We start from the raw sequence: 21,119 nt of genomic DNA, 5'->3' as shown, positions 1-21,119 counted from the left end.
AGGTTGGCAAACCGTGCCACAATTGGAGTCATGTGCCGGAACGGTTCCGGCGGAAAGGTGACCTATGGCTGCAATCATCGAGTTGAACGCACGCGAAATTCTGGACTCCCGTGGTAACCCGACCGTTGAGGTTGAGGTGCTGTTGGAAGACGGCGCTGTGGGCCGCGCTGCGGTTCCGTCCGGTGCCTCCACCGGCGTTCATGAGGCACACGAGCTCCGCGATGGCGGAGACCGTTACCTGGGCAAGGGTGTCGAGAAGGCTGTCCGCGCTGTGCTCGAGGAGATTGAGGACGCAATTATTGGCCTCGAGGCTGAGGACCAGCGTCTGGTTGACAAGACCATGATTGAGCTGGACGGCACCGACAACAAGTCCCGCCTGGGTGCTAACGCAATCCTGGGTGTTTCCATGGCTGTTGCCAAGGCTGCTGCTGAGTCCGCTGGCCTGGATCTGTTCCGCTACGTCGGCGGCCCGAACGGTCACGTTCTGCCGGTTCCGATGATGAACATCCTCAACGGTGGCGCACACGCTGACTCCGGCGTTGACGTCCAGGAGTTCATGATTGCTCCGATTGGCGCCCCGACCTTCAAGGAAGCACTGCGCGTCGGTGCTGAGGTCTACCACGCACTCAAGAAGGTCATTAAGGACAAGGGCCTGTCCACTGGCCTCGGTGATGAGGGCGGCTTCGCTCCGTCGGTTGACTCCACCAAGGCTGCACTGGACCTGATTGTTGAGGCAATTGAGGCCGCAGGCTACAAGTTGGGCGACGATGTCGCTCTGGCTCTCGACGTCGCTTCTTCCGAGTTCTTCAAGGACGGCAAGTACCACTTCGAGGGCGGCGAGCACACCGCTGAGGAGATGGCAGCTGTCTACGCTGACCTGGTTGAGAACTACGCCATCGTCTCCATCGAGGATCCGCTGCAGGAGGATGACTGGGAGGGCTACACCACCCTGACTGCTCAGCTTGGTGACAAGGTCCAGATCGTCGGCGACGACTTCTTCGTCACCAACCCGAAGCGTCTGGCAGAGGGCATTGAGAAGAAGGCCGCTAACGCTCTGCTGGTCAAGGTCAACCAGATTGGTACCCTGTCCGAGACCTTCGAGGCCGTCGCAATGGCTCACAACGCCGGCTACAAGTCCATGATGTCCCACCGCTCCGGTGAGACTGAGGACACCACCATCGCTGACCTGGCTGTCGGCCTGAACTGTGGCCAGATCAAGACCGGTGCTCCGGCTCGCTCCGAGCGCGTTGCTAAGTACAACCAGCTGCTGCGCATCGAGGAGTACCTGGGTGACGCTGCTGTCTACGCTGGTCGCAGCGCATTCCCGCGTTTCAAGTAAAGAGCTGAGGCGCTGCGAAAGCTGCGTCTAGCACTGCCCGTCCGCACCACGCACGTGGTTGTGGGCGGGTTTTTGTTATTTCATCGGCTGGCGGTCGGGTAGAGTGTGGGGCATGAGTGCATCGGACCGATCTCGCCGCGGAACACAGTCGCGCCCTGCAGGGGCGGGGCAGCGTTCGGCAGCGGCAATCGCATCGGGAATGCGCTCGCTGAGCACGGCACAGAAGATCGGTATTGGTCTGCTGGTGCTTTTCTTAGTATCTGTTCTCGCAATTCCGCTGCGGACTTTTGCACAACAGCAGGCGGATGTAGCCGCAACGCAGGACAATATTGCTCGCATGGAACAGCGAATTAAGCAGTTAGAGGATGAAAAGGAGCTTTACTCCAACCCTGCCTATGTTAAGGAGCAGGCACGTCTGCGCCTGGGGCTGGTAGAGCCGGGGGAGACCCCATTCCGTATCCTCGATCCGGCCGTGGGCGAACAGCCTGTGACGCAGCCGGAGGAAATTCCGCAGCACCAGGCTAAGAAGTGGTACGAGACTCTGTGGGATTCCATTTCCATCCCGCCCGAACCCGAAGAGACTCGCCCTAATCCGGGGCGCGATCAGGCAACGAGGCCAGAGAGCTTGCCGACGGTACCGGAGTCCTAAACCTCCGTAGGGCTACCTGGGGCCTCTCGGCGAGGTTGCATGCGCGGCGGAGTGTGCCGTCGTAAAGCGAAACAACGCGCTTGTAAGGCGACTGTGAGATTATGTGTCAGTAAAAACGGAAGCAAAAGGAGTGTGACCGATGTCTGTGGATACCGCAGATTTGGAAGTGATAGCGGAGCAGCTCGGACGTGAACCGCGGGGAGTAGTGGACATCTCTTACCGCAGCCCCGACGGCACTCCTGGTGTGGTCAAGACGAAGCCGCGCTTGGACGATGGCACTCCGTTTCCCACGCTCTTTTACCTAACTGATCCGCGACTCACCGCCGAGGCCTCTCGGTTGGAGACGACCGGCGTGATGAAAGAAATGACCGCGCGTCTGGAAAGCGACGAAGAGCTCGCCGCCGATTACCAGCGCGCGCACGAGGCGTTTCTGGCAGAGCGCAATGAGATGGAAGACCTAGGCACGGACTTCTCCGGTGGCGGAATGCCAACGCGCGTGAAGTGCCTCCACGTTCTTATTGCCTACGCGCTGGCCAAGGGGCCGAATCACTTCCGACTGGGTACTGAGTCGGTGGCGCTGGCGGCGGAGAACGAGAAACTGCGCGGCACCGCGATTCCCGCAGATTGGCCCACGATTGCCGAGCTCGGTATTGCGTATCCGGGGGTGGAGGGATAAATGACGACCCTCGCTGCCGTCGACTGCGGCACTAATTCGCTTCGCCTGCTTATCAGCCGGGTCGAGGTAGTCGATGGAGTTCTCGAAATCACAGAACTGCACCGACTGATGGAAATCGTCCGCCTTGGCCAGGGCGTGGATGCCACTGGCATGCTGGCTCCAGAGGCGCTGGAGCGCGTGCGGGAGGCTCTGACGAAGTATGCGGAGCTGATGCAGGTCGAAAAAGTGCAAGCAGTCCGAATGGTGGCGACATCGGCGACGCGCGACGCAAGCAACCGCGACGATTTCTTTGCAATGACCCGCGAGATTCTCGCTCCGTGGGGTGCAGCGGCCGAGGTTATTTCCGGCGACGAGGAAGCGGCGCTGTCCTTTCGCGGGGCAGTCGATGACTTGGAGCCCGAACTAGGTCCGTATTGCGTCATTGACGTCGGCGGCGGCTCTACTGAGGTCATTGTTGGCGATCACGACGGCACTGTGGCCGGTTCCGATTCCGTGGCCATGGGCAGTGTGCGCTTGACCGAGCGGTTCCTGCAGACCTCGCCACCGACGGCGGAGCAGGTCCAGGAGGCGCGTTCGTATGTTGCGGAGCTGGCCGACGAGATTGTTGCGAAGGTGCCTGTCGACAAGGCTCGCACCATCGTCGGCTGCGCCGGGACCTTCACCACGCTGTCGGCGCTGGCACAGGGTCTAGAAACCTACGACCCGGAGGCAATCCACCTGTCGCAGCTGCGCTTTGCGGCGTTGCGTGCGCTGACCGCGTCCGTCGTCGAGACCGATGCGGAATCGCTCGCTGCGAATCCGGTCATGCATCCGAAGCGCGCGGATGTCTTCGCCGGTGGCTCGATCATTGTGGACGGGCTGATGGACATGTTTGAGGCTCTGCCGGGTGCCGAAGGGACGCAGGAAGGGCAGCGCTTCTTCTACATCAGCGAGAAGGATATCCTCGACGGGATTGTGGCGAGTTTGGTAGACACCCACATCGCCCATTAATCTTTGCAGAGGGCCCCTATAGCCCAATTGGCAGAGGCAGAGGACTTAAAATCCTTTCAGTGTGGGTTCGAGTCCCACTGGGGGCACCAAAAGGCCAGGTCGGAGAGTTTTCTGACCTGGCCTTTTGCTATCTGTGTGCGCTACATGCGGATTACGGCAGGACGTTGAACTTCTTGCCGAGGACAAGTGCCGTGTTGAACACCTTCGAGTACAGCTCACGCGGCATCTGTGGCATCGACACAGGGGAAAGGCGCTGCACGGTCACTGTCTGCTCATCGGTGTACTTCAGCAGGCCGCCCGCTGCTTGACGACGGCCCACACCCGAATCCTTGAAACCACCCATCGGGGCATCGACAGACGCGAAGGCCGCAGCAAAACCATCGTTGACATTGACGGTACCGGCCTCAAGCTGTGGAGCCAGCTCCTTTGCGCGACGCGGGGAGGTCCACAGCGAAGCGTTGAGGCCATAACGGGAATCGTTGGACTTGGCGATAGCCTCATGGACGTCCGAGACACGCTGGAGGACTACCACCGGGCCGAATACCTCTTCGGTCAGCAGGGCGACGCCCTCCGGGACGTCGGTAAGCACGGTCGGTTCGTAGAACAGCGGTCCCAGATCCGGGCGAGGACGACCGCCGGCCAGCACGGTGGCGCCGGCCTCGATGGCCTCGTCGACCATGGACTTGACGATGTCGAACTGGCCCTGCGACTGCAGACAGCCCATCTCGGTTTCCCACTCGTAGCCAGCGCCGATGGACATTGCCTTCACGCGGTCGGTGAATGCCGGGACGAACTCGTCCCAGACTGAGTCCACGACATAGATTCGCTCAATGGACACGCACAGGTGACCGGAGTTGGTGAAACAGCCGATGCGTGCGCCCTCGACCGCGCGGTTGATGTTGGCATCCTCAGCGACAATCAGCGGGTTCTTGCCGCCGAGCTCCGCGGAGAAACTGATCAGGCGTTCGCCGCACTGCTGTGCCAGCGAGCGGCCGGTCTCGGAGGAGCCGGTGAACATCAGGAAGTCACACTGGCCGACAATGCCCTGGCCGACAACGCGACCGGGTCCTGGAATGACCTGGAAGAGATCCTCCGGAAGGCCAGCGCGGTAGAGCAAATCGACAGCGAAGAGAGCGGTAAACGGAGTGGTGCTGTCCGGCTTGAGCACGATGGCGTTACCGGCCATCAGTGCAGCCAGCGCATCGGAAACCGCGAGGGTCAGCGGGTAGTTCCACGGAGCAATAACACCGACGACGCCCTTTGGGTGGTGGTAGACGGTGGTCTTGGAAAGTACCGGGACCGCGCCGTGCGCTCGCTTCGGCTCAAGCAGTTTCGGGCCCTGATTGCCGTAGTAGCGGGCGGTGATAGCGGTGTGTACGAGCTCCTCGTGGGCACTGGCGCGGTTTTTACCGGTCTCGGCCTGCAGCAGGTCCAGCACCTGGTCGCAGTGGGTAAAGAGCAGGTCGTGGAAGTGGTGCAGCACTTCGCCGCGCTTTTCCGGCGCCATGCGGGCCCACTTCTTCTGCGCGGCACGGGCACGCTTGAAGGCCTCGTCGACATCGGCCTGGGTACCGACAGGAATCTGCGCCAGCTCCTGGCCGGTAAATGGTGCCGAGATAGTGGCGGTCTTCGACTTATCAGCTACCGTGACGCGCTGAAGAAGGCGGGCAACGAGCTCGTCGTTAAGCGGATTGCGGATGGTAGTTCGGTTTGTCGTAGCAGTAGATGCTGTCATGGCACAGATACTACTGTTGCGCGGCGCCCCGAGATAGTAAATTTGGCAAAACTACAAAAACTTAGAAAACTTTAGTAAGTAGTCCAGCCCATCCGACGGTTGCGGTCCGGGTCGCGCGGGCCATCGTTGCCGAACTCGAACGGTTCGTGGCCGTCGACATCGCCGTAACGCATCTCCGGGTCATCATCCAGATCGTCGTCGACGTCGATGTCCGGCTTTTCCTCGGCCAACCGCTTGCCGAGGGTGTCATGCGGAGAAGCGCCCCGCCAGCGGTCCGGCGGATCCATTACATAATTCTCGCCATCACCGGTGAGGAAGTCGCCATCGAGCCCTTCCGAGCCATCGAGCGTGGTCTCGTCGAAATCACCAGTGGTATCCGGATCGTAGTCAAGGCCATCAGACATCTTGACCAACCTCCTGTTTCATAATCACTCATGTGGTGCCCACGCCTGGCGACTGTGAGTGTTTCCGCGATTACAAAATCACCGCCAGCAGGCGAGGAATTACCTTGATACTAACTGTTTTTCAGGGTTGGGAACAATACCTTTACATCGCCCGTTGTAGAAAGTGTAGGCAAACGTACGCGCGTGTGCCTGAATACAAAACGTAAGAAAAACTGAGAAAAGAAAGAAGGACGACGTGCGCGAAAGCAGCAATCCTGCATTCAGTTCACTTACTAAGACCGTCGCCCGCGGACAGGCGGGCGCACATCACTACGGCCAAGGTCAGATGGGCGCTGGCTACGGGGATAACCCGTACCAGTCGCAGGTTGCCGCCGACTACCGTCCGATGACGGTCGACGATGTCGTTTCCAAGACCGGCATCACGCTGGCAACCATCATCGTTTTGGCTGCGGTCAATTTCTTCATTGCCGTCAGTGTCTCCACCAGCCTGGCCATGATTCTGACCATTGTCGGCGCCATCGGTGGTCTGATTACTGTTTTGGTTTCCACCTTCGGCAAGAAGTACGGCTCCGCGCCGGTTACCCTCACCTACGCGGCCTTCGAGGGCCTCTTCGTCGGTGGCATCAGCTTCATGTTCACCGCTCCAATTCAGGGCGTTGCCGCAGGTGCGCTGATTATGCAGGCAGTGCTGGCCACCCTGGGTGTCTTCATCGGTATGCTCTTCGTCTACAAGTCGGGCGCTATCCGCGTGACCCCGAAGTTCACCCGTTTTATGAGCGCGGCTCTGATCGGTGTGCTGGTCCTCATGCTGGGCAACCTGGTGCTCTCCCTGTTCGGCCTGGGCTTCCCGCTGCGTGACGGCGGCATGCTGTCGATCATCTTCTCGCTGGTCTGCATCGGCCTGGCAGCCTTCAGCTTCCTGATTGACTTCGATCAGGCTGACCGCCTGGTCCGCGCTGGCGCTCCGGCTCAGTACGCCTGGGGTGTCGCCCTCGGCCTGGCTGTGACCCTGGTCTGGCTCTACACCGAGATTCTGCGTCTGCTGTCCTACTTCAGGGACTAAACGCTAGAAAACTAACTAACGCACAAGCGCCGGTTAGCCCGTTATTACGGGTTGGCCGGCGCTTTGTTGTTGGCAGTCGACGTATTGACCGATAGGGTTGTGCAGTGTGACGTCGTAAAGCGCGATATCGAAGCGGGAGAGGGCACAAAAAATGGACCGATAGGCCATATGGGCTTCTATCGGTCCAAGAATCGGGCACTGTGGTCCGAAGTTGCCGCCTGGGTTGAGGCGGTCTAACGCCGGGAGCGCTTAGGCGTCCATCTCCGGGTCGTACGGCTCAGCCTTGACCACAGTGACAGACACTTCGTCGCCGCTCGGGGAAGCGTAAGTGCGGGTCTCGCCCTCCTTAGCGCCGACCAGAGCCTTGCCCAGCGGGGAATCGGTGGAGTAGGTCTCCAGGTTCGGGTTGGAGGAGTCAGCGCCACGGGTACCGATGAGGAAGGTCTCGGTGTCGTCTTCGTCGCCGTCGTAGTAGACGTGGACCACGGTGCCGACCAGAGCCACACCGGACTCCTGCGGAATCTCGCCGACGGTGGCGCGCTGGAGCAGGTCTTCGAGGTAGCGGATGCGTGCCTCTTCCTGTCCCTGCTGCTCGCGGGCGGCATCGTAGCCGGCGTTTTCCTTCAAGTCGCCCTCTTCGCGGCGCTCGTTAATCTCGGCGGCGATGACCGGGCGGTTTTCATATAGCGCCTCAAGCTCGCCCTTGAGCTTGTCGTAGGACTCCTGGGTGAGCCATGGGCTATTGTTCTTTGCCTCAGTCATGGTTCCTCCTGTGTTTTGGCTATTTAATACAAAAGCGGCCCCGCTTGGGGCCGTCGGCTGCGTCACAGGATAGCACTGTCACGCCACATGGCAATAACAGGCGCGTCGGAGTGTTGTTGCGCACGCTTTACGACGTGCCGTGAAAGCGCATAATCCTCAGTTGCGAAAGGCGGTTACTTAGCAGGTGCGAGGAACTCCGGAATGTCGGTGGAGCAGCCGTAGACATCGCCTGCGACGGCCAACTCGCGGGTGGCAATGGGGACGTCCATACGCACCGTAGCGGGGCCGCCGCCCGGAATGAATACGTCGCGACGGCCGACCTCTGCCACGTCATAGTTCAGCGCGTAGATAATGCAGTAGCTATCCAGCTCCGGCTTTTCGCGGGTGACGTCCAGGGTGAAGATGAACTGCTCATCTTCCTTACCTGGAGTGCGGCTCCAGCCCGCTTGCGTTGCAGAGACATCCGGGGCGGAGACGCGGTTCATCTGAACGAAGATGTATGCGCCGGCGATGACGAGCATGCCAACAATAGCGATGACAACCAATTTTGCGGGGAGAGTGCGACTGTTGTCCCCATAGCGCTCGCGCTGCCCGTTAGGCGCTGCGGTATTTCGGGTGTTTCGCTCCGAACTTTCAGCCATGCTTTTTAGCCTATCGGAGTTCTTGGTCGACGTGGTAAAATGTTGACAGTTAAACAATCTTTCTGGTGTGGCGCAGTGTCCTGCTGCTATGTTGTTCCACCGAGTAGCGATGCTGCGTGGTCATATGATGGTGCAGCGCTATAGTGGGGCGGTATTGAAACGGTGCTGTAGTAGCATCGTTGCGGTCGAAGGGCCCCGGCCTCGGCCAGAAAACATGGACTGAGATAGTAGCGGGAGTGACTTCAATTGGCACTTCGTCTGATGGCAATTCACGCTCATCCTGATGACGAATCGAGCAAGGGCGCCGCAACAATGGCCCGATATGCGGCGGAAGGGCATCGCGTCAAAGTGGTGACCTGCACCGGCGGTGAGGCCGGTAGCATTCTCAACCCGGCGATGGATCGGCCGGAGGTGCGGGAGAATATCGCCGCGGTGCGTGTTAACGAAATGGCTGCAGCCGCTGAGATTCTCGGTGTTGAACATGAGTGGCTCGGCTTTACCGACTCCGGTCTGCCTGCGGGCAACCCGGTGCCGGTGCTGTCGCACGGTGTGTTTGCTCGCCAATCGGTCGAGGATGCGACGAAGCCTCTCATCCGGGCAATCCGCGAGTTCCGTCCACACGTCGTCATTACTTACGACGAAAACGGTGGCTACCCGCACCCGGACCACATCATGACCCATATCGTGTCCATGCGCGCCTGGTTGGAGTCCGGAACGGATAAGTACCCCGAGCTCGGTGAACCATGGGAGATTTCCAAGCTCTACTACGCCCACGGTTTCATCAAGGCGCGCCTCATCGCGCTGGATAACTACTACCGCGACAACGGCTTGGAAAGCCCGCTGGCCGAGTCCTTCCGTCGTTGGACTAAGACTCCCGGCGACATCATGACCCGCGTGACCACGCAGGTCGAGTGCGGCGATTACTTCCAGCAGCGGGATCAGGCGCTGCTGGCGCACGCCACGCAGATCGATCCGAACGGGCCATTCTTCGCCGTGCCGGTAGACATTCAGCAGCGCGTTTGGCCGACCGAAGAGTTTGAACTCGCCCGCACTCGCGTGCAGACCGAGCTGCCAGAGACCGATCTCTTCGCTGGTATCGACCCCGACGCGGAATAGTCCGGAATTAACGCTAAGCTGGAACTCATGATTGAAAGCTTCGATGCCTTGGCGGCTCGCACGACAATTTTCCTGGCGCAGAACCCCACTGGTCCGCGGGGTGCTGACTTCGGTAAGGCCTCTCCTATTGGCCTGCTCATCATTGTCGTTTTGCTCATCGTCATCCTGGCTCTCGGCTGGGATCTCTCGCGGCGCGCGAAGCGCATGGCCGCTCGCCGGAAGTTCGCCGAGGCGCACGACATGGATCCCTTCGATTCCGAGGCTGTGGATAAGGCGATGGCTGCAGCAGAGCAGCGTCGTGAAGCGGAGTAGTCAGCGTCAAGGTGTGTGCGCGTCGCTTGACGACGGGCAGTTGCGCGCACCCCTGATTGTTTCCCGTGTGGCGGGATTTGGAGTTCGAATTGCGGGATTCTAGGCAGTGCGCTACAGTCAAGCACATGCGTATGTGGCGATTTTATTTTTCGAAGGCTCCGGAGGCAGTGACGACATAGTCACAGCCGGCGGCTAATCGTCACGTCGCCACCAACCGGAGCCAAAGGCAGCAGCCCCAACCAATCGGGGCGCTGCCTTTTGTCGTATCTACAGCCAAAATGCGCAACTAATCACCCAGAGAAAAGAGACCTCAGATGACCCCTCCAACTTCCCTCGAAGCCCCCGCCTCGACCGCGAACCGCCGCGTCGTAGCCTTCCACGACCTGCCCTCCCCAGAAGAGGTCATGGCCAAACAGCCACTGACCCCAAACCTGGTTAACGAGGTAGAGCAGTCGCGACTCGACGTCGCCCGCGTCATCGCCCGTGAAGACGATCGTCTGCTGGTCGTTGTCGGCCCGTGCTCCATTCACGACCCTGAGGCCGCCATCGACTACGCCCGCCGCCTGAAGGCCACCGCCGATGAGCTCGACGAGGACCTGCTGGTCGTCATGCGCGTCTACTTCGAAAAGCCGCGCACCACCGTCGGCTGGAAGGGACTCATCAACGACCCCGACCTGGATAGCTCCTTCAAAATCAACAAGGGCCTGCACATGGCCCGCGAGGTACTCATCGAGGTCCTGCGCACCGGCCTGCCCGCCGGCGCCGAATTCCTCGAGCCCAACAGCCCGCAGTACATTTCCGACGCCGTCTCCTGGGGTGCAATTGGTGCGCGCACCACGGAGTCGCAGGTCCATCGTCAGCTCGCTTCCGGACTTTCCGTGCCCATCGGCTTCAAGAACGGCACCGACGGCAACGTCCAGGTCGCCGTGGACTCGCTGGTCTCCGCAGCAAACCCGCACTTCTTCTTCGGCATGAACGACCAAGGCCGCGCCGCCGTCGTCGAAACCGCCGGCAACCACAACTGCCACATCATCCTCCGCGGCGGCACCTCCGGCCCGAACTGGGACGAAGAATCGCTTAACGACGCCGAAGCCCGCCTGAACAAGGCCGAGCAAACCGTCAGCATTATGGTGGACGCCTCCCACGCCAATTCCGGAAAATCCGAGGTGCGCCAGGCCGAGGTCGTTGAGGAGCTCGGCAAGCTCATCGGGGGCGGCGACGAGCGCATCACCGGCATCATGATGGAGTCCTTCCTCGAAGCCGGCGCGCAAAAAATTACCGATGGTCGTAAGGGCCTCGTATACGGCAAGTCCGTCACCGATGCGTGCATGGATTGGGAAACCACCGACCGGCTGCTGCGTACGCTTGCGGCAGAAGTTCGGAAGCGTCGGCAGGCACGCGACTAAGCACAAAGTGGCCGTGCCCATTGGGTAGGGTTACATATGTGAAAGAAAACCAGCCGTCCTCACTCCGGCGGATCGCCTATCCGCTCTACGAGCGCAAACTAGCCCAAGAGCTAGAAGGAAAACCTCGCCCCAAGCACGTTGCCATCATGGCCGATGGCAACCGCCGCTGGGCGAGGGAGGCTGGATTCACCGACGTCAGCCACGGCCACCGCGTCGGCTCCCGCAAAATCGCAGAATTCGTCGGCTGGTGCGCCGAGCAGGAAATCGAGCTGGTCACCATCTACCTGCTCTCCACCGAAAACCTCGGGCGAGACCCCGAAGAGCTGGAATTACTGTTCGACATCATCGCCGACGTCGTCGACGAATTGGCGCAATCGCCTAACGACGTGCGCCTGCGCATGGTCGGCCACCTCGAGCTCCTTCCGGAAAGAATGACCGCCCGGCTGCGTCACGACGAAGAAGTCACCGCGAACAACACCGGCATCCAGGTCAACATCGCCGTTGGCTACGGCGGCCGGCAGGAAATCGTCGACGCAGTACGCAGAATCATCCGGGAATCAGTCGCCGAGGGAATCGATGCTTCCGAGCTTGAGGAGCGCATCACCACCGATGCCATTTCTCGCCGCCTCTACACATCCGGACAACCGGACCCCGATCTGGTCATCCGCACTTCCGGAGAACAGCGGCTCAGCGGCTTCCTCCTCTGGCAAACCGCCTACTCCGAGATTTGGTTCACCGATACCTACTGGCCCGAATTCCGCCGCATCGACTTCCTCCGCGCACTTCGAGACTTTTCGCAGCGCTCACGCCGCTTCGGCAAATAACCTCCCTACATCCGGAAAAATTTCCGGATGTTAGAGTTTGCGCATCCGGACCCTCGAAACCTTGTGGTCCCGAGACTTCGTAAGAACTAATGACGCCCGCACTCGAGTGGGCAAAATATTTTCCGTCAGGTTCGGCAAGTTCACCTGCTGCCAAATGCGTCGGGCCACCTCGGCCGCAGCTTCGTCGTCAAGCGTGGCGTAATCCGCGAAGTGCGCGCCCGGAGCGCGAAACGCCGTCTGGCGGAGACTGAGGAAACGATTAATGTACCAGCGTTCGATGTCCGCGCGCGGGGCATCGACGTAGACACTGAAATCGAAAAGATCGGAAATCATCAGCGTCGGGCCCGTCTGCAAAACGTTGAGCCCCTCGAGAATGAGAATGTCCGGACGATCGACATCGACGAACTCATCCGGCACCCGGTCATAGAGCGTGTGCGAATACACCGGCGCCTTCACATGCCGCGCCCCCGACTTCACCGCCGTGACAAACCGCATCAACGCACGCTGATCATACGACTCCGGATACCCCTTGCGCTGCATAATCCCACGGCGATTCAATTCCTCAGAAGGATAGAGGAAGCCATCAGTAGTAACCAAGTCCACCCGCGGATTAGTCTCCCAGCGCTCGAGCAGGACCTGCAGCAAACGCGCCGTCGTTGACTTGCCGACCGCCACCGAACCCGCGACGCCGATAATAAACGGCACCGACGCCCCCTTCGAAGGATTTTCCCCAAGAAAGTTCGACGTTACGGCGTTCAGCTCCCGATGCGCCGCCACACGCATGTGAATCAGACGAGAAAGCGGAAGATAGACCTCGGCGACTTCGTCCAGGTCGATGTTTTCACCGATACCGGAAAGTCGTTCAGCTTCCTCTTCCGTCAGCACCAGAGGCATATTCTTGCGCATTTCGCGCCACTGCTCGCGTTTGAACTCGACGTACGGGCTGGGGGATGTTGCGCGCGTCATACTTCCAATTGTGCCAAGGGGGTGCCGAAAACCGGAAAACGAGTCAATAAAGGGGGCATACCTGAATGGTGCTGCTTTCGTGGTTTGCCCCATAAAGGGCTAGCATGGCCTGTGGCATTGAAGTTTCATTGAAAGGTCGAAAACCTACTCATGACCGGGTCTAACAATAACGATGTCCGCTACCAATCGCTGCGTGAACTCGATCCCGACCTCGCAGAGGCAATGGCAGGGGAGCTCTCTCGTCAGCGTGACATGCTCGAAATGATTGCCAGTGAGAACTTTGTTCCACGTGCAGTGCTGCAAGCTCAGGGCTCGGTTCTGACCAACAAGTACGCCGAAGGCTACCCGGGCCGTCGTTACTACGGTGGCTGCGAATACGTCGACGTCGTCGAGGACATGGCACGCAACCGCGCCAAGGAGCTCTTCGGCGCTGAGTTCGCCAACGTTCAGCCACACGCAGGTGCGCAGGCCAACGCTGCCGTTCTGCATGCGCTAATCAACGCCGGTGACAAGATTATGGGCCTCGACCTGGCACACGGCGGTCACCTGACCCACGGCATGAAGCTGAACTTCTCCGGCAAGCTCTACCACGTCGCCGCATACGGTGTGGACAAGGACACTATGCGGATCGATATGGACAAGGTGCGTGAGCAGGCGCTCGCAGAAAAGCCGGATGTTCTCATCGCAGGTTGGTCGGCGTACCCGCGCCACCTCGACTTCGAAGCTTTCCGTTCCATCGCCGATGAGGTCGGTGCGAAGTTGTGGACGGACATGGCGCACTTCGCAGGCCTGGTTGCCGCCGGTCTGCACCCGTCGCCGGTTCCGCATTCTGACGTTGTGTCGACTACCGTTCACAAGACCCTCGGTGGTCCTCGTTCGGGCATGATTTTGGCTAAGCAGGAGTACGCCAAGAAGCTGAACTCCGCTGTTTTCCCGGGGCAGCAGGGGGGTCCGCTGATGCACGCCATCGCCGGCAAGGCCGTGGCGCTGAAGATTGCTGGTACCGAGGAGTTCAAGGAGCGCCAGGAGCGCACTCTGGCTGGTGCCCGCATTCTGGCTGAGCGTCTCACCGCTTCCGACTGCGCCGAGGCTGGCGTCGATGTTCTCACTGGCGGCACCGATGTCCACCTGGTTCTGGCGGATCTGCGCAATTCTGAGATGAACGGCCAGGAGGCCGAGGATCTGCTCCACGCTGTTGGCATTACCGTCAACCGCAATGCTGTTCCGTTTGACCCGCGTCCTCCGATGGTTACATCCGGACTTCGTATCGGTACTCCGGCGCTGGCCACCCGTGGTCTCGACGAGAAGGCCTTCACCGAGGTCGCCGATGTCATCGGTACTGCTCTCGCCGCCGGCAAGAATGCGGATGTTGACTCCCTGCGTGCTCGTGTTTCGAAGATTGCTCAGGAATTCCCGCTTTACGACGGCATCGAGGACTGGAACCTCATCTAATTCTGCGTTTTTGCAGCGCAAGTACCCGTTCTAGCAGTGCGCTAGGACGGGTTTTCCCGTACATCCGGGTTTTGGTCCGGAGGTGGTGGCTCCGGCCCGAGCTGTTTCGTCGTGCCTGCCCGGTATCCGGCGTAGGACCTCCCGGACATTGATGTCACGAATGAGTTGCTAAACAGCGGCGGCCGAGTCTTGTCAGGTGGGCGCCATCGAATATGTCCGGATGTGGGGATGCGTTCGAGGTGGCCGTTGCGTCCTTCCCGGTCGTCGTCGTTAAGCCCGTTGTGTTCGCGGCAGACCATGGTGAGGTTGTCCAGCGTGGTTGTGCCGCCGTGTTTGTGGGCGACTAGGTGGTGCGCTTGTCCGCTATAGGCGGGGCGTTCACAGCCGGGCCAGGCGCAGATGGGGTTGTCGATGAGCATCGCGATGCGCTGCTCTTCAGTCGCCAGGCGGGGGTTGCCGATGGGAAATAAGTCCGTAATGGCGCTGTGTTCGTCGTAAAGCACGGCCCACCCGGTGTCGGCGAGTAGGGCGTTGAGGAAGACGTCGGGGGCGAGCGCAGAGCCGTTGGTGGTGGCGGCGAATCGCGGGCTGTAGTCGATGAGGTCTTGTGCGGTGATGATGATGGCGGGTTGGTAGCGCATTTCATCGAGCTTATCGACGGGCGTTGCGGCATCGGCATGCTCGAGGCGCTCGGCAAGCGCTTGGCCGACGCAGCGGTCGTGGGAAAACTCCGGATGGGACTTCCGGATTTCTGCGGCACGGATGGTAAGCGGCGACAGGAGATTGTCGAGCATATCCGAGGGACCGGAGATGTGGAAGTGCTTCATTCCCCGGATGTCTACCTTCCGGGAAAATCGGGCGCGCAGGTGCTGGGGTGGCTCGTCTTCGGTGTTGAGCTCGGTGAGAGTTTCCCGCATGTAGAGATCGAGTTCTTCGAAGCCGAGGCGTTCGGCGGCAGCGACGAATGTGAGGCGGAGGTTGTCGTGGAGTTCGGCGTTGTTGGCTTGGCGGCTGCGCTTGTCGATAAGCACGCAGGTGTCCAGGCTGAGGCCGAGCTGGCGCGCAAGGGCGGTGGCGTCTTCGCGGGCTTTGGTGTTTTCCTCGGTGTCAGCGGGTTGGAGATAGTGGGCGGCGACGCGTAGCAAAAGCCGGAGGCGCGCCGGGTCAAGGCCGAGGGTTGCCGCCAAGTGGGAGGTGGCGTCGTGGCCGTCGGGACGCGCGGCGTGGAGTTCCGCTAGCGTGTCCATTCCGCGCGAGGCCAGTGCGGCGAGCGTCCCAAGAACTGTCATGCCTTTGAAGGTAAAAGTCCGGATGTAGGGGGACAACGCCTACGAGGGCAGGCTGTGGATAAGTCAGCCGGTTTAGCAGTTATCCACATCCGGACTTTTCACCGCGCAAACGCACCGCAGCTGCACCGCCGTACCGCCGCACCACGCGCTGCCGTCTGTTACGCCCCGAAGTCACGCAGGGCGCTGCCGGTGAGGCGGAAGGTGTCCCATTCGTCCATGGGGAAGGCGCCGAGGGAGCGGTAGAAATCGATGGAGGGTTGATTCCACTTGAGGACGCACCACTCGACACGTGAGTAGCCTCGCTCCACGGCAATTCGCGCGAGGTTCTGCAGCAGTGCTTTGCCCTTGCCGGTGCCGCGTGCCTCGGGGCGGACGTAGAGGTCTTCGAGGTAGATGCCGTGGGTGCCTTCCCAGGTGGAGTAGTTGAGGAACCACAGTGCAATGCCGTCGAGGCGCGGGCTGCCGCCACCAACACCACCAACACCGCCATCACCGCCACCAACACCGCCATCACCGCCACCGGCGCCGTCGTCCAAATTTCCGGATGTGGAGTCGACGACGTGGCAGAAAATCGCAGGGTTGTCCCCGAAGAGCTGTTCGCGCAGGCGCTCGGGGGTCAGTCGGACGGCATCGGGTTCTTTTTCGTAGGCCGCCAGGTCTTTGATGAGGTCGACGATCTCGTGGACGTCGTCAGGCGTGGCGGGGCGTGGAAGTGTCATGTGTCCCTTGTTACTCGCGGCGGGTGATTTGGTGCAAAAGTGCGTCCGGGGCGGGGGAGATTGCGATAACCTGCGAGGTTATGAGCAACGTTACTCAAGACTTTTCCGACGGCATTCTAGCCATCACCATCGACCGCCCGGATGCCTATAACTCCCTGGATAAGAATCTCCGCTTGGAGCTGAAAGCCGCTTTTGAGCGTGCGCAGGAGCCGGATGTGCGCGCTGTTATCCTGCTCGGCGGGCCGAAGGCGTTTTGTACGGGCCAGGATTTGAAGGAGCACATTTCTGACCTGCAGTCCGGCGCCGGCATGGGCAAGGTTGTCGAGGAGTACAACCCGATGGTCGCGGAGCTGACCGCGATTAACGTTCCGGTTATTGCAGCTATCGAAGGTGCTGCGGCGGGTGCCGGCTGGTCGTTGGCGCTGCACTGTGATTTCCGTATCGCGGGCCCGAAGGCGTCGTTCAAGGCGGCGTTCCCGTCGATTGGCCTGGCCACGGACTGTGGCATGTCGGCGCTGCTGCCGCGCATGGTCAGTGACGCGAAGGCGCGTGAGCTGTTGTTCTTCGATAAGAAGGTGCTTGCCGACGAAGCCCTGAGCCTCGGCCTGGTCACTGAAGTGGTGGATAATCCAGCGACTCGGGCACGTGAGTTGGCTGTCCAGTTTGCGGCGGGGCCGACGGCCGCGCTGAAGGAGATTAAGGCTCTGCTGCGCCGGGATACCTTGTCTGCTGCTGCGGCGGAGGCGGACGCGCAGGCTCGTTTGGCGGTCTCGGCCGACCATAAGGAAGCGGTGGCCGCGTTCTTGGAGAAGCGACCACCGCATTTCGTAGGTGAGTAAGACAGATACCTGGAGTGGCAGGGGAGAGATAGTAGTGAAGAACTACTGCTCTTCCTGTGCTCCTAGTACTTCACTGGTGAGCTCTGGGTGATCTCCCAGCTCACCGGAAACCTCGTCAGGGTGCTTGGATAGGCTGACCAGCGAGACCGCCAGACCGCCCCAGATGACGATGATGAACAGTGCCATCATGACAATTGCGATACCGGACATTTGGCTTAAACCTCCTCAGTTTCCGGAGTGTGCTTGCGTGGCAGGTGTGAGGACCGCTTGAAATCTGGCGTCACACCGAAGTCCGAGCCCGGAGGGCCATCGAGACGGTGTTGGCCGCGCCAAGGCAGGATGGCCATAATCAGAGCGCCGATGAGAATCACGCCGATGACACCCCAGCCAAAGATGTCGATTTGGGTGTCGGAGTAGCCTTCGTAGTTTTCCCGGAAAAGTCCAATGAGCTCCTGGAACAGGATGACGGCGAGAATGACCGGCGTGATGTTTCCGACGAAGATCTGCCACATGGTGCCGACCTTGAACGAGGAGACGGCGTTGAGGTGCATGGCGAACTCGTTGGTGCGGCGCAGGAGCCAGTCGATTGCGATGATGGTCAGCAGTGCAACCAGGACGATACCGACGTTGTTGGTGAACTTATCGACAATGTCGAGGGTTACCAGACCTGAGGTGGTCGGGAAGGCCAGCAGCGAGATGACGGCCATGGCGCCACCGACGGTGAGGGTGGCCTGGACGCGGCCGAGGTTCAGCTTGTCCTTTACTGCGGAGACAACGACCTCGAGCAGCGACATCAGGGAGGTCACACCGGCGATTGCCAGGGAGAGGAAGAACAGCAGCCCGAAGACCGAACCGATGACCTTGGGCATCTCAGAGATGACCGTCGGGAAGGCGATGAAGGCAAGACCAATACCGGAGGTTGCGACCTCGTCAACGGCCTGACCTGACTGCGCTGCCATGAAGCCCAGGGTGGCGAAGACACCGATACCGGCGAGAACCTCGAAGGAGGAGTTTGCGAACGCGGTGACCAGGCCGGAACCGGTGAGGTTCGTGCGTGGCTTCAGGTAGGAGGCGTAGGTCAGCATAATGCCGAAGGCCACGGACAGGGAGAAGAAGATCTGGCCGTAGGCGGCAATCCATACGCTGGAGTCAGTCAGTGCGGACCAGTCTGGGGTGAAGAATGCATCCAGGCCCTTTGCAGCGCCGTCGAGCGTCAGGGAGTAGATGACCACTGCGACGAAGAGGATGGTCAACAGCGGGATGAAGATAATCGAGACCTTGCCGATGCCCTTGTCCACACCAGCGGCCAGAATGCCGATGACGAGTACCCAGACAATGAGCAGGACGATGGAAATCGAGGGGACGAAGTCCAGAGAGAAGACGCTCTCGGTGTCTACTTGGAGGAAGTCCTTCATGAAGTGGGTCTCGGCATCTGGGCCCCAGCTCTTGCGGATGGACTTCCAGGCGTAGATGAAGGACCACGCGATAATAACGGCGTAGTAGACGGTAATGAAGAAGGCGATACCGACCTGAATCCAGCCAATTGGCTCAGCCCAGGGCTTGATGCGACGCATCGACTTCGGTGCGGACCCGCGGAAGCGGTGTCCGATGGCGAAGTCGAGGAAGAGCAGTGGGATACCTGCGGTCAGAAGTGCGACCAGGTAGGGGATAAGGAAAGCGCCACCGCCGGAGTCATACGCGACATAGGGGAAACGCCAGATGTTTCCAAGCCCGACTGCCGAGCCGATAGCGGCGAAAATGAAGGCTGCTCGGGTGGAAAACACCTCCCTTCGCTGAGGGGTAGCGGTCGAGTTGGTTGTGCTCATACCTCTGGAACTCCAATCCTTCATCTCCGGTCACGCGCTCGCGCGGCCTAGGAGGGAATTTGGTGAAGTGCATCACCATTACCTAACAGAATCTTAGTATATGAGATGGGTATCTCATTGTATAGTTTCGGTTTTGTAGGGGGTAATGGTTTTGGTGAGGACTGTGGCCCAGGGGAGGCCAGCTCCAATCAAGCCTCGTAAATAATCACCAGCCATCCACTTTGGGGTATGCAAAAACCCCGCCCGGAAAACCTGACGGGGTGTGGGGGCGAATCGGCTAGGCCGACGTGCGCTGTTTACTCTGCGCCGCCCTTGGCGATACGACGGAAGATGATCTCCTTCATGATCTCGTTGGTGCCACCGTAAATGGTCTGGACCTTGGAGTCGAGGTAGTGAGTGGAGATTGGGTACTCGAGCATGAAGCCGTAGCCACCGAACATCTGCAGGCAGCGGGTAACGATGTCTTGCTGCTCCTCGGTGGTCCAGTACTTGGCCATGGAAGCACCGGTCTCGTCCAGCTGGCCAGCGTTGTGGGCCATAACGGCCTGGTCAACGAAAGCCTGCAGGGCGGTGACGCGGGTGGCGATGTCAGCCAGGTAGTGGCCGTGGACCTGGTGCTGGATAATCGGGCGACCGAATGCCTCGCGCTCCTGAGCGTACTTGTAAGCCAGGGTCCAGGCGCGGCGGGAAGTTGCGACAGAGCCGCAAGCCAGGGTCAGGCGCTCGTGAGCGAGGTTGGTGCGCAGGTAGCCGAAGGCAGCGCCCTCTTCGCCGAGCAGGTTCTCGGCCGGAACGCGGACGTTGTCGAAGTTGAGCTCAGCGGTGTCCTGAGCCTTCAGGCCGACCTTCTGCAGCGGGCCAGCCTTGGTGAAGCCCTCGAGATCAGCGTCGACGATGAACATGGAGACGCCAGCGCGGCCCTTGGATGGGTCGGTGATAGCTGCGACGAGAGCGAAGTCGGCCATCATGCCGTTGGAGATGAAGATCTTGGTGCCGTTGAGGACGTAGTGGTCGCCGTCCTTCTTGGCGAAGGTGCGCATACCTGCCAGGTCAGAACCGGCGCCCGGCTCGGTCATAGCGAGGCAGCCGATGGTGTCGCCGGCGTTCATGGAAGCCAGGTACTTCTGCTTCTGCTCTTCGTTACCGAACTTGGCCAGGTACGGAGCGACCAGGTCGTTGAGAACGCCGAAGGAAACGACGATGGAGCCACAGTCAGCGTTGGAGAGCTCCTCGTTCAGGACCTGGTTGTAGCGGAAGTCCATCTCTCCGCCGCCGCCGTATGCCTCCGGGGTGGACATACCAATCAGGCCCAGCTCACCGGCCTTCTTGAAGATTTCGCGGTCCGGCTGACCTTCCTTGTGCCAGCGCTCTACGTTCGGGGTGATTTCCTTCTCGACGAAGCCGCGAACCATGTCGCGGAACATGTTGTGCTCTTCTTCGAAGTGAGTACGGGGCAGAAAGTCCTTCATGACATGCTCCTAGAAATATTGTCGTGGAATTTTTGTCTTAAGGCCTTTTCGTACGTCGCAGATAAACGCTGCAGATAAACGCGATGGCCTCGGTTCATCGTCATAGTGACTATGACTGTTGTACCCCATTATGCATGAGTGTGATGAGAGACACTTGTTTTTTTAAAAGTTTTTTCCCGATTGATGACGTGAAATCGCTTGACGACGGATATTGTGCCCAACCTTCCCGGAAAACTACCCCCGTTGCGGTTGGAGGTTGCTATTGAATCCAGACTATCCTCGACAGTCGGCAATGTTAGGTAATGCTAACCTACAAAGCCAGGTGAATGGCTATTTTTGTCATATCTGACAGGCGGGACCCTGGGGCTTTGGGGTCGATAGGGTAGGCGTTTTGGATGGTCATCATGGGGGTGATTAACGAAACATTCTCGTTTTCTTATTCCCATTAGTGCTGGTGGTAGTTAGTATGAGCATCAGGTGGAGACCGGTTCCCTTGATTATCCGAGCTTCTTCCACTGCAGTCATAGCAACCTCCAATTGCACTCGAAAAAATGACGCGACCTGTGCGCCGTCCCCGTGGAATGGACAGCGAGCAGGTCGCGTTATTTTTATTTTTTATTGCTGCGATTAGGCGCTAGTCGG

Annotated in this window: 21 protein-coding genes and 1 tRNA gene; 12 read left to right on the top strand and 10 right to left on the bottom strand. The window is 59.9% G+C overall.

Features of this window, described 5'->3' with window-relative positions:
- Positions 1 to 64 precede the first annotated feature (64 nt).
- From eno to CRD18_RS06680, 5 genes are all read left to right on the top strand, one after another.
- Complete coding sequence (gene eno, locus CRD18_RS06700) at positions 65 to 1,339, top strand: phosphopyruvate hydratase (RefSeq protein WP_048733955.1); 1,275 nt, start codon at positions 65 to 67, stop codon at positions 1,337 to 1,339.
- Positions 1,340 to 1,451: 112 nt separating this feature from the next.
- Positions 1,452 to 1,988, top strand: coding sequence for a septum formation initiator family protein (locus tag CRD18_RS06695; RefSeq protein ID WP_048733957.1), 537 nt, complete (start codon positions 1,452 to 1,454; stop codon positions 1,986 to 1,988).
- 139 nt (positions 1,989 to 2,127) lie between these two features.
- Entirely contained in the window at positions 2,128 to 2,664 is a 537-nt protein-coding gene (locus CRD18_RS06690; RefSeq protein WP_048733959.1) for a DUF501 domain-containing protein, read from the top strand.
- Positions 2,665 to 3,654, top strand: coding sequence for a Ppx/GppA phosphatase family protein (locus CRD18_RS06685; protein ID WP_070642116.1), 990 nt, complete (start codon positions 2,665 to 2,667; stop codon positions 3,652 to 3,654). It begins immediately after the preceding gene.
- 12 nt (positions 3,655 to 3,666) lie between these two features.
- Positions 3,667 to 3,743: transfer RNA gene (locus tag CRD18_RS06680), tRNA-Leu, on the top strand.
- Between the two features lie 62 nt (positions 3,744 to 3,805).
- Here CRD18_RS06680 and CRD18_RS06675 read toward each other — a convergent pair.
- Together CRD18_RS06675 and CRD18_RS06670 are read right to left on the bottom strand one after the other, a co-directional pair.
- A complete protein-coding gene (locus tag CRD18_RS06675; protein WP_049190697.1) occupies positions 3,806 to 5,389 on the bottom strand; it encodes a succinic semialdehyde dehydrogenase in 1,584 nt (527 codons plus the stop codon).
- 71 nt (positions 5,390 to 5,460) lie between these two features.
- Positions 5,461 to 5,793 (bottom strand): hypothetical protein, encoded by a 333-nt coding sequence (locus CRD18_RS06670; protein ID WP_048733964.1) that lies wholly within the window; start codon positions 5,791 to 5,793, stop codon positions 5,461 to 5,463.
- 235 nt (positions 5,794 to 6,028) lie between these two features.
- Here CRD18_RS06670 and CRD18_RS06665 point away from each other — a divergent pair, with 235 nt between their 5' ends.
- Positions 6,029 to 6,856, top strand: coding sequence for a Bax inhibitor-1/YccA family protein (locus CRD18_RS06665; RefSeq protein ID WP_048733966.1), 828 nt, complete (start codon positions 6,029 to 6,031; stop codon positions 6,854 to 6,856).
- A 249-nt stretch (positions 6,857 to 7,105) separates the two neighbouring features.
- Here the strand turns inward: CRD18_RS06665 and greA are convergent, their stop codons facing one another.
- Both greA and CRD18_RS06655 read right to left on the bottom strand, forming a co-directional pair.
- Positions 7,106 to 7,618, bottom strand: coding sequence for a transcription elongation factor GreA (gene greA / locus CRD18_RS06660; RefSeq protein WP_049192847.1), 513 nt, complete (start codon positions 7,616 to 7,618; stop codon positions 7,106 to 7,108).
- Between the two features lie 173 nt (positions 7,619 to 7,791).
- Positions 7,792 to 8,259, bottom strand: a complete 468-nt coding sequence (locus CRD18_RS06655; protein ID WP_048733970.1) for a DUF4307 domain-containing protein — start codon at positions 8,257 to 8,259, stop codon at positions 7,792 to 7,794.
- 261 nt (positions 8,260 to 8,520) lie between these two features.
- Between CRD18_RS06655 and mca the strand changes: the two genes are divergently transcribed.
- The 4 genes from mca to CRD18_RS06635 all read left to right on the top strand — a co-directional run bounded on the left by mca (position 8,521) and on the right by CRD18_RS06635 (position 11,917).
- Positions 8,521 to 9,375, top strand: coding sequence for a mycothiol conjugate amidase Mca (mca, locus tag CRD18_RS06650; RefSeq protein ID WP_187406603.1), 855 nt, complete (start codon positions 8,521 to 8,523; stop codon positions 9,373 to 9,375).
- Between the two features lie 27 nt (positions 9,376 to 9,402).
- Positions 9,403 to 9,687: a hypothetical protein gene (locus tag CRD18_RS06645; protein ID WP_070827260.1), complete on the top strand. Its 285-nt coding sequence runs from the start codon at positions 9,403 to 9,405 to the stop codon at positions 9,685 to 9,687.
- 314 nt (positions 9,688 to 10,001) lie between these two features.
- Positions 10,002 to 11,093, top strand: a complete 1,092-nt coding sequence (locus CRD18_RS06640) for a 3-deoxy-7-phosphoheptulonate synthase (protein ID WP_049172260.1) — start codon at positions 10,002 to 10,004, stop codon at positions 11,091 to 11,093.
- Between the two features lie 38 nt (positions 11,094 to 11,131).
- Complete coding sequence (locus CRD18_RS06635; protein WP_016423188.1) at positions 11,132 to 11,917, top strand: isoprenyl transferase; 786 nt, start codon at positions 11,132 to 11,134, stop codon at positions 11,915 to 11,917.
- Positions 11,918 to 11,947: 30 nt separating this feature from the next.
- On the opposite strand, the gene coaA is transcribed toward CRD18_RS06635, so the two are convergent.
- Entirely contained in the window at positions 11,948 to 12,883 is a 936-nt protein-coding gene (gene coaA, locus CRD18_RS06630; RefSeq protein ID WP_038626177.1) for a type I pantothenate kinase, read from the bottom strand.
- Between the two features lie 150 nt (positions 12,884 to 13,033).
- On the opposite strand from coaA, the gene glyA reads away from it, so the two are divergent.
- The gene (gene glyA, locus CRD18_RS06625; RefSeq protein ID WP_005510713.1) at positions 13,034 to 14,335 is read left to right on the top strand and encodes a serine hydroxymethyltransferase; all 1,302 of its coding nucleotides are present in this window, start codon (positions 13,034 to 13,036) and stop codon (positions 14,333 to 14,335) included.
- 41 nt (positions 14,336 to 14,376) lie between these two features.
- Here the strand turns inward: glyA and CRD18_RS06620 are convergent, their stop codons facing one another.
- Together CRD18_RS06620 and CRD18_RS06615 are read right to left on the bottom strand one after the other, a co-directional pair.
- A complete protein-coding gene (locus CRD18_RS06620; protein WP_239660041.1) occupies positions 14,377 to 15,624 on the bottom strand; it encodes an HNH endonuclease signature motif containing protein in 1,248 nt (415 codons plus the stop codon).
- 158 nt (positions 15,625 to 15,782) lie between these two features.
- Positions 15,783 to 16,343 (bottom strand): GNAT family N-acetyltransferase, encoded by a 561-nt coding sequence (locus tag CRD18_RS06615; RefSeq protein WP_187406602.1) that lies wholly within the window; start codon positions 16,341 to 16,343, stop codon positions 15,783 to 15,785.
- Positions 16,344 to 16,423: 80 nt separating this feature from the next.
- On the opposite strand from CRD18_RS06615, the gene CRD18_RS06610 reads away from it, so the two are divergent.
- Entirely contained in the window at positions 16,424 to 17,182 is a 759-nt protein-coding gene (locus CRD18_RS06610) for an enoyl-CoA hydratase-related protein (RefSeq protein WP_070642105.1), read from the top strand.
- A gap of 42 nt (positions 17,183 to 17,224) precedes the next feature.
- Here the strand turns inward: CRD18_RS06610 and metS are convergent, their stop codons facing one another.
- From metS to CRD18_RS06595, 3 genes are all read right to left on the bottom strand, one after another.
- Positions 17,225 to 17,392 carry a methionine/alanine import NSS transporter subunit MetS gene (metS, locus tag CRD18_RS06605; protein WP_048733989.1) on the bottom strand — a complete coding sequence of 56 codons (168 nt, stop codon included), beginning with the start codon at positions 17,390 to 17,392 and terminating at the stop codon, positions 17,225 to 17,227.
- Between the two features lie 5 nt (positions 17,393 to 17,397).
- Complete coding sequence (locus CRD18_RS06600) at positions 17,398 to 19,008, bottom strand: sodium-dependent transporter (protein WP_187406601.1); 1,611 nt, start codon at positions 19,006 to 19,008, stop codon at positions 17,398 to 17,400.
- Positions 19,009 to 19,304: 296 nt separating this feature from the next.
- Complete coding sequence (locus CRD18_RS06595) at positions 19,305 to 20,477, bottom strand: acyl-CoA dehydrogenase family protein (protein ID WP_005510658.1); 1,173 nt, start codon at positions 20,475 to 20,477, stop codon at positions 19,305 to 19,307.
- Positions 20,478 to 21,119 lie beyond the last annotated feature (642 nt).

This window comes from Corynebacterium sp. LK31 (assembly GCF_014335015.1).
GTDB lineage: Bacteria > Actinomycetota > Actinomycetes > Mycobacteriales > Mycobacteriaceae > Corynebacterium > Corynebacterium jeikeium_D.
Note: the sequence above shows the minus strand (reverse complement) of the source record. Positions and strands in the feature narration are given on the sequence as shown.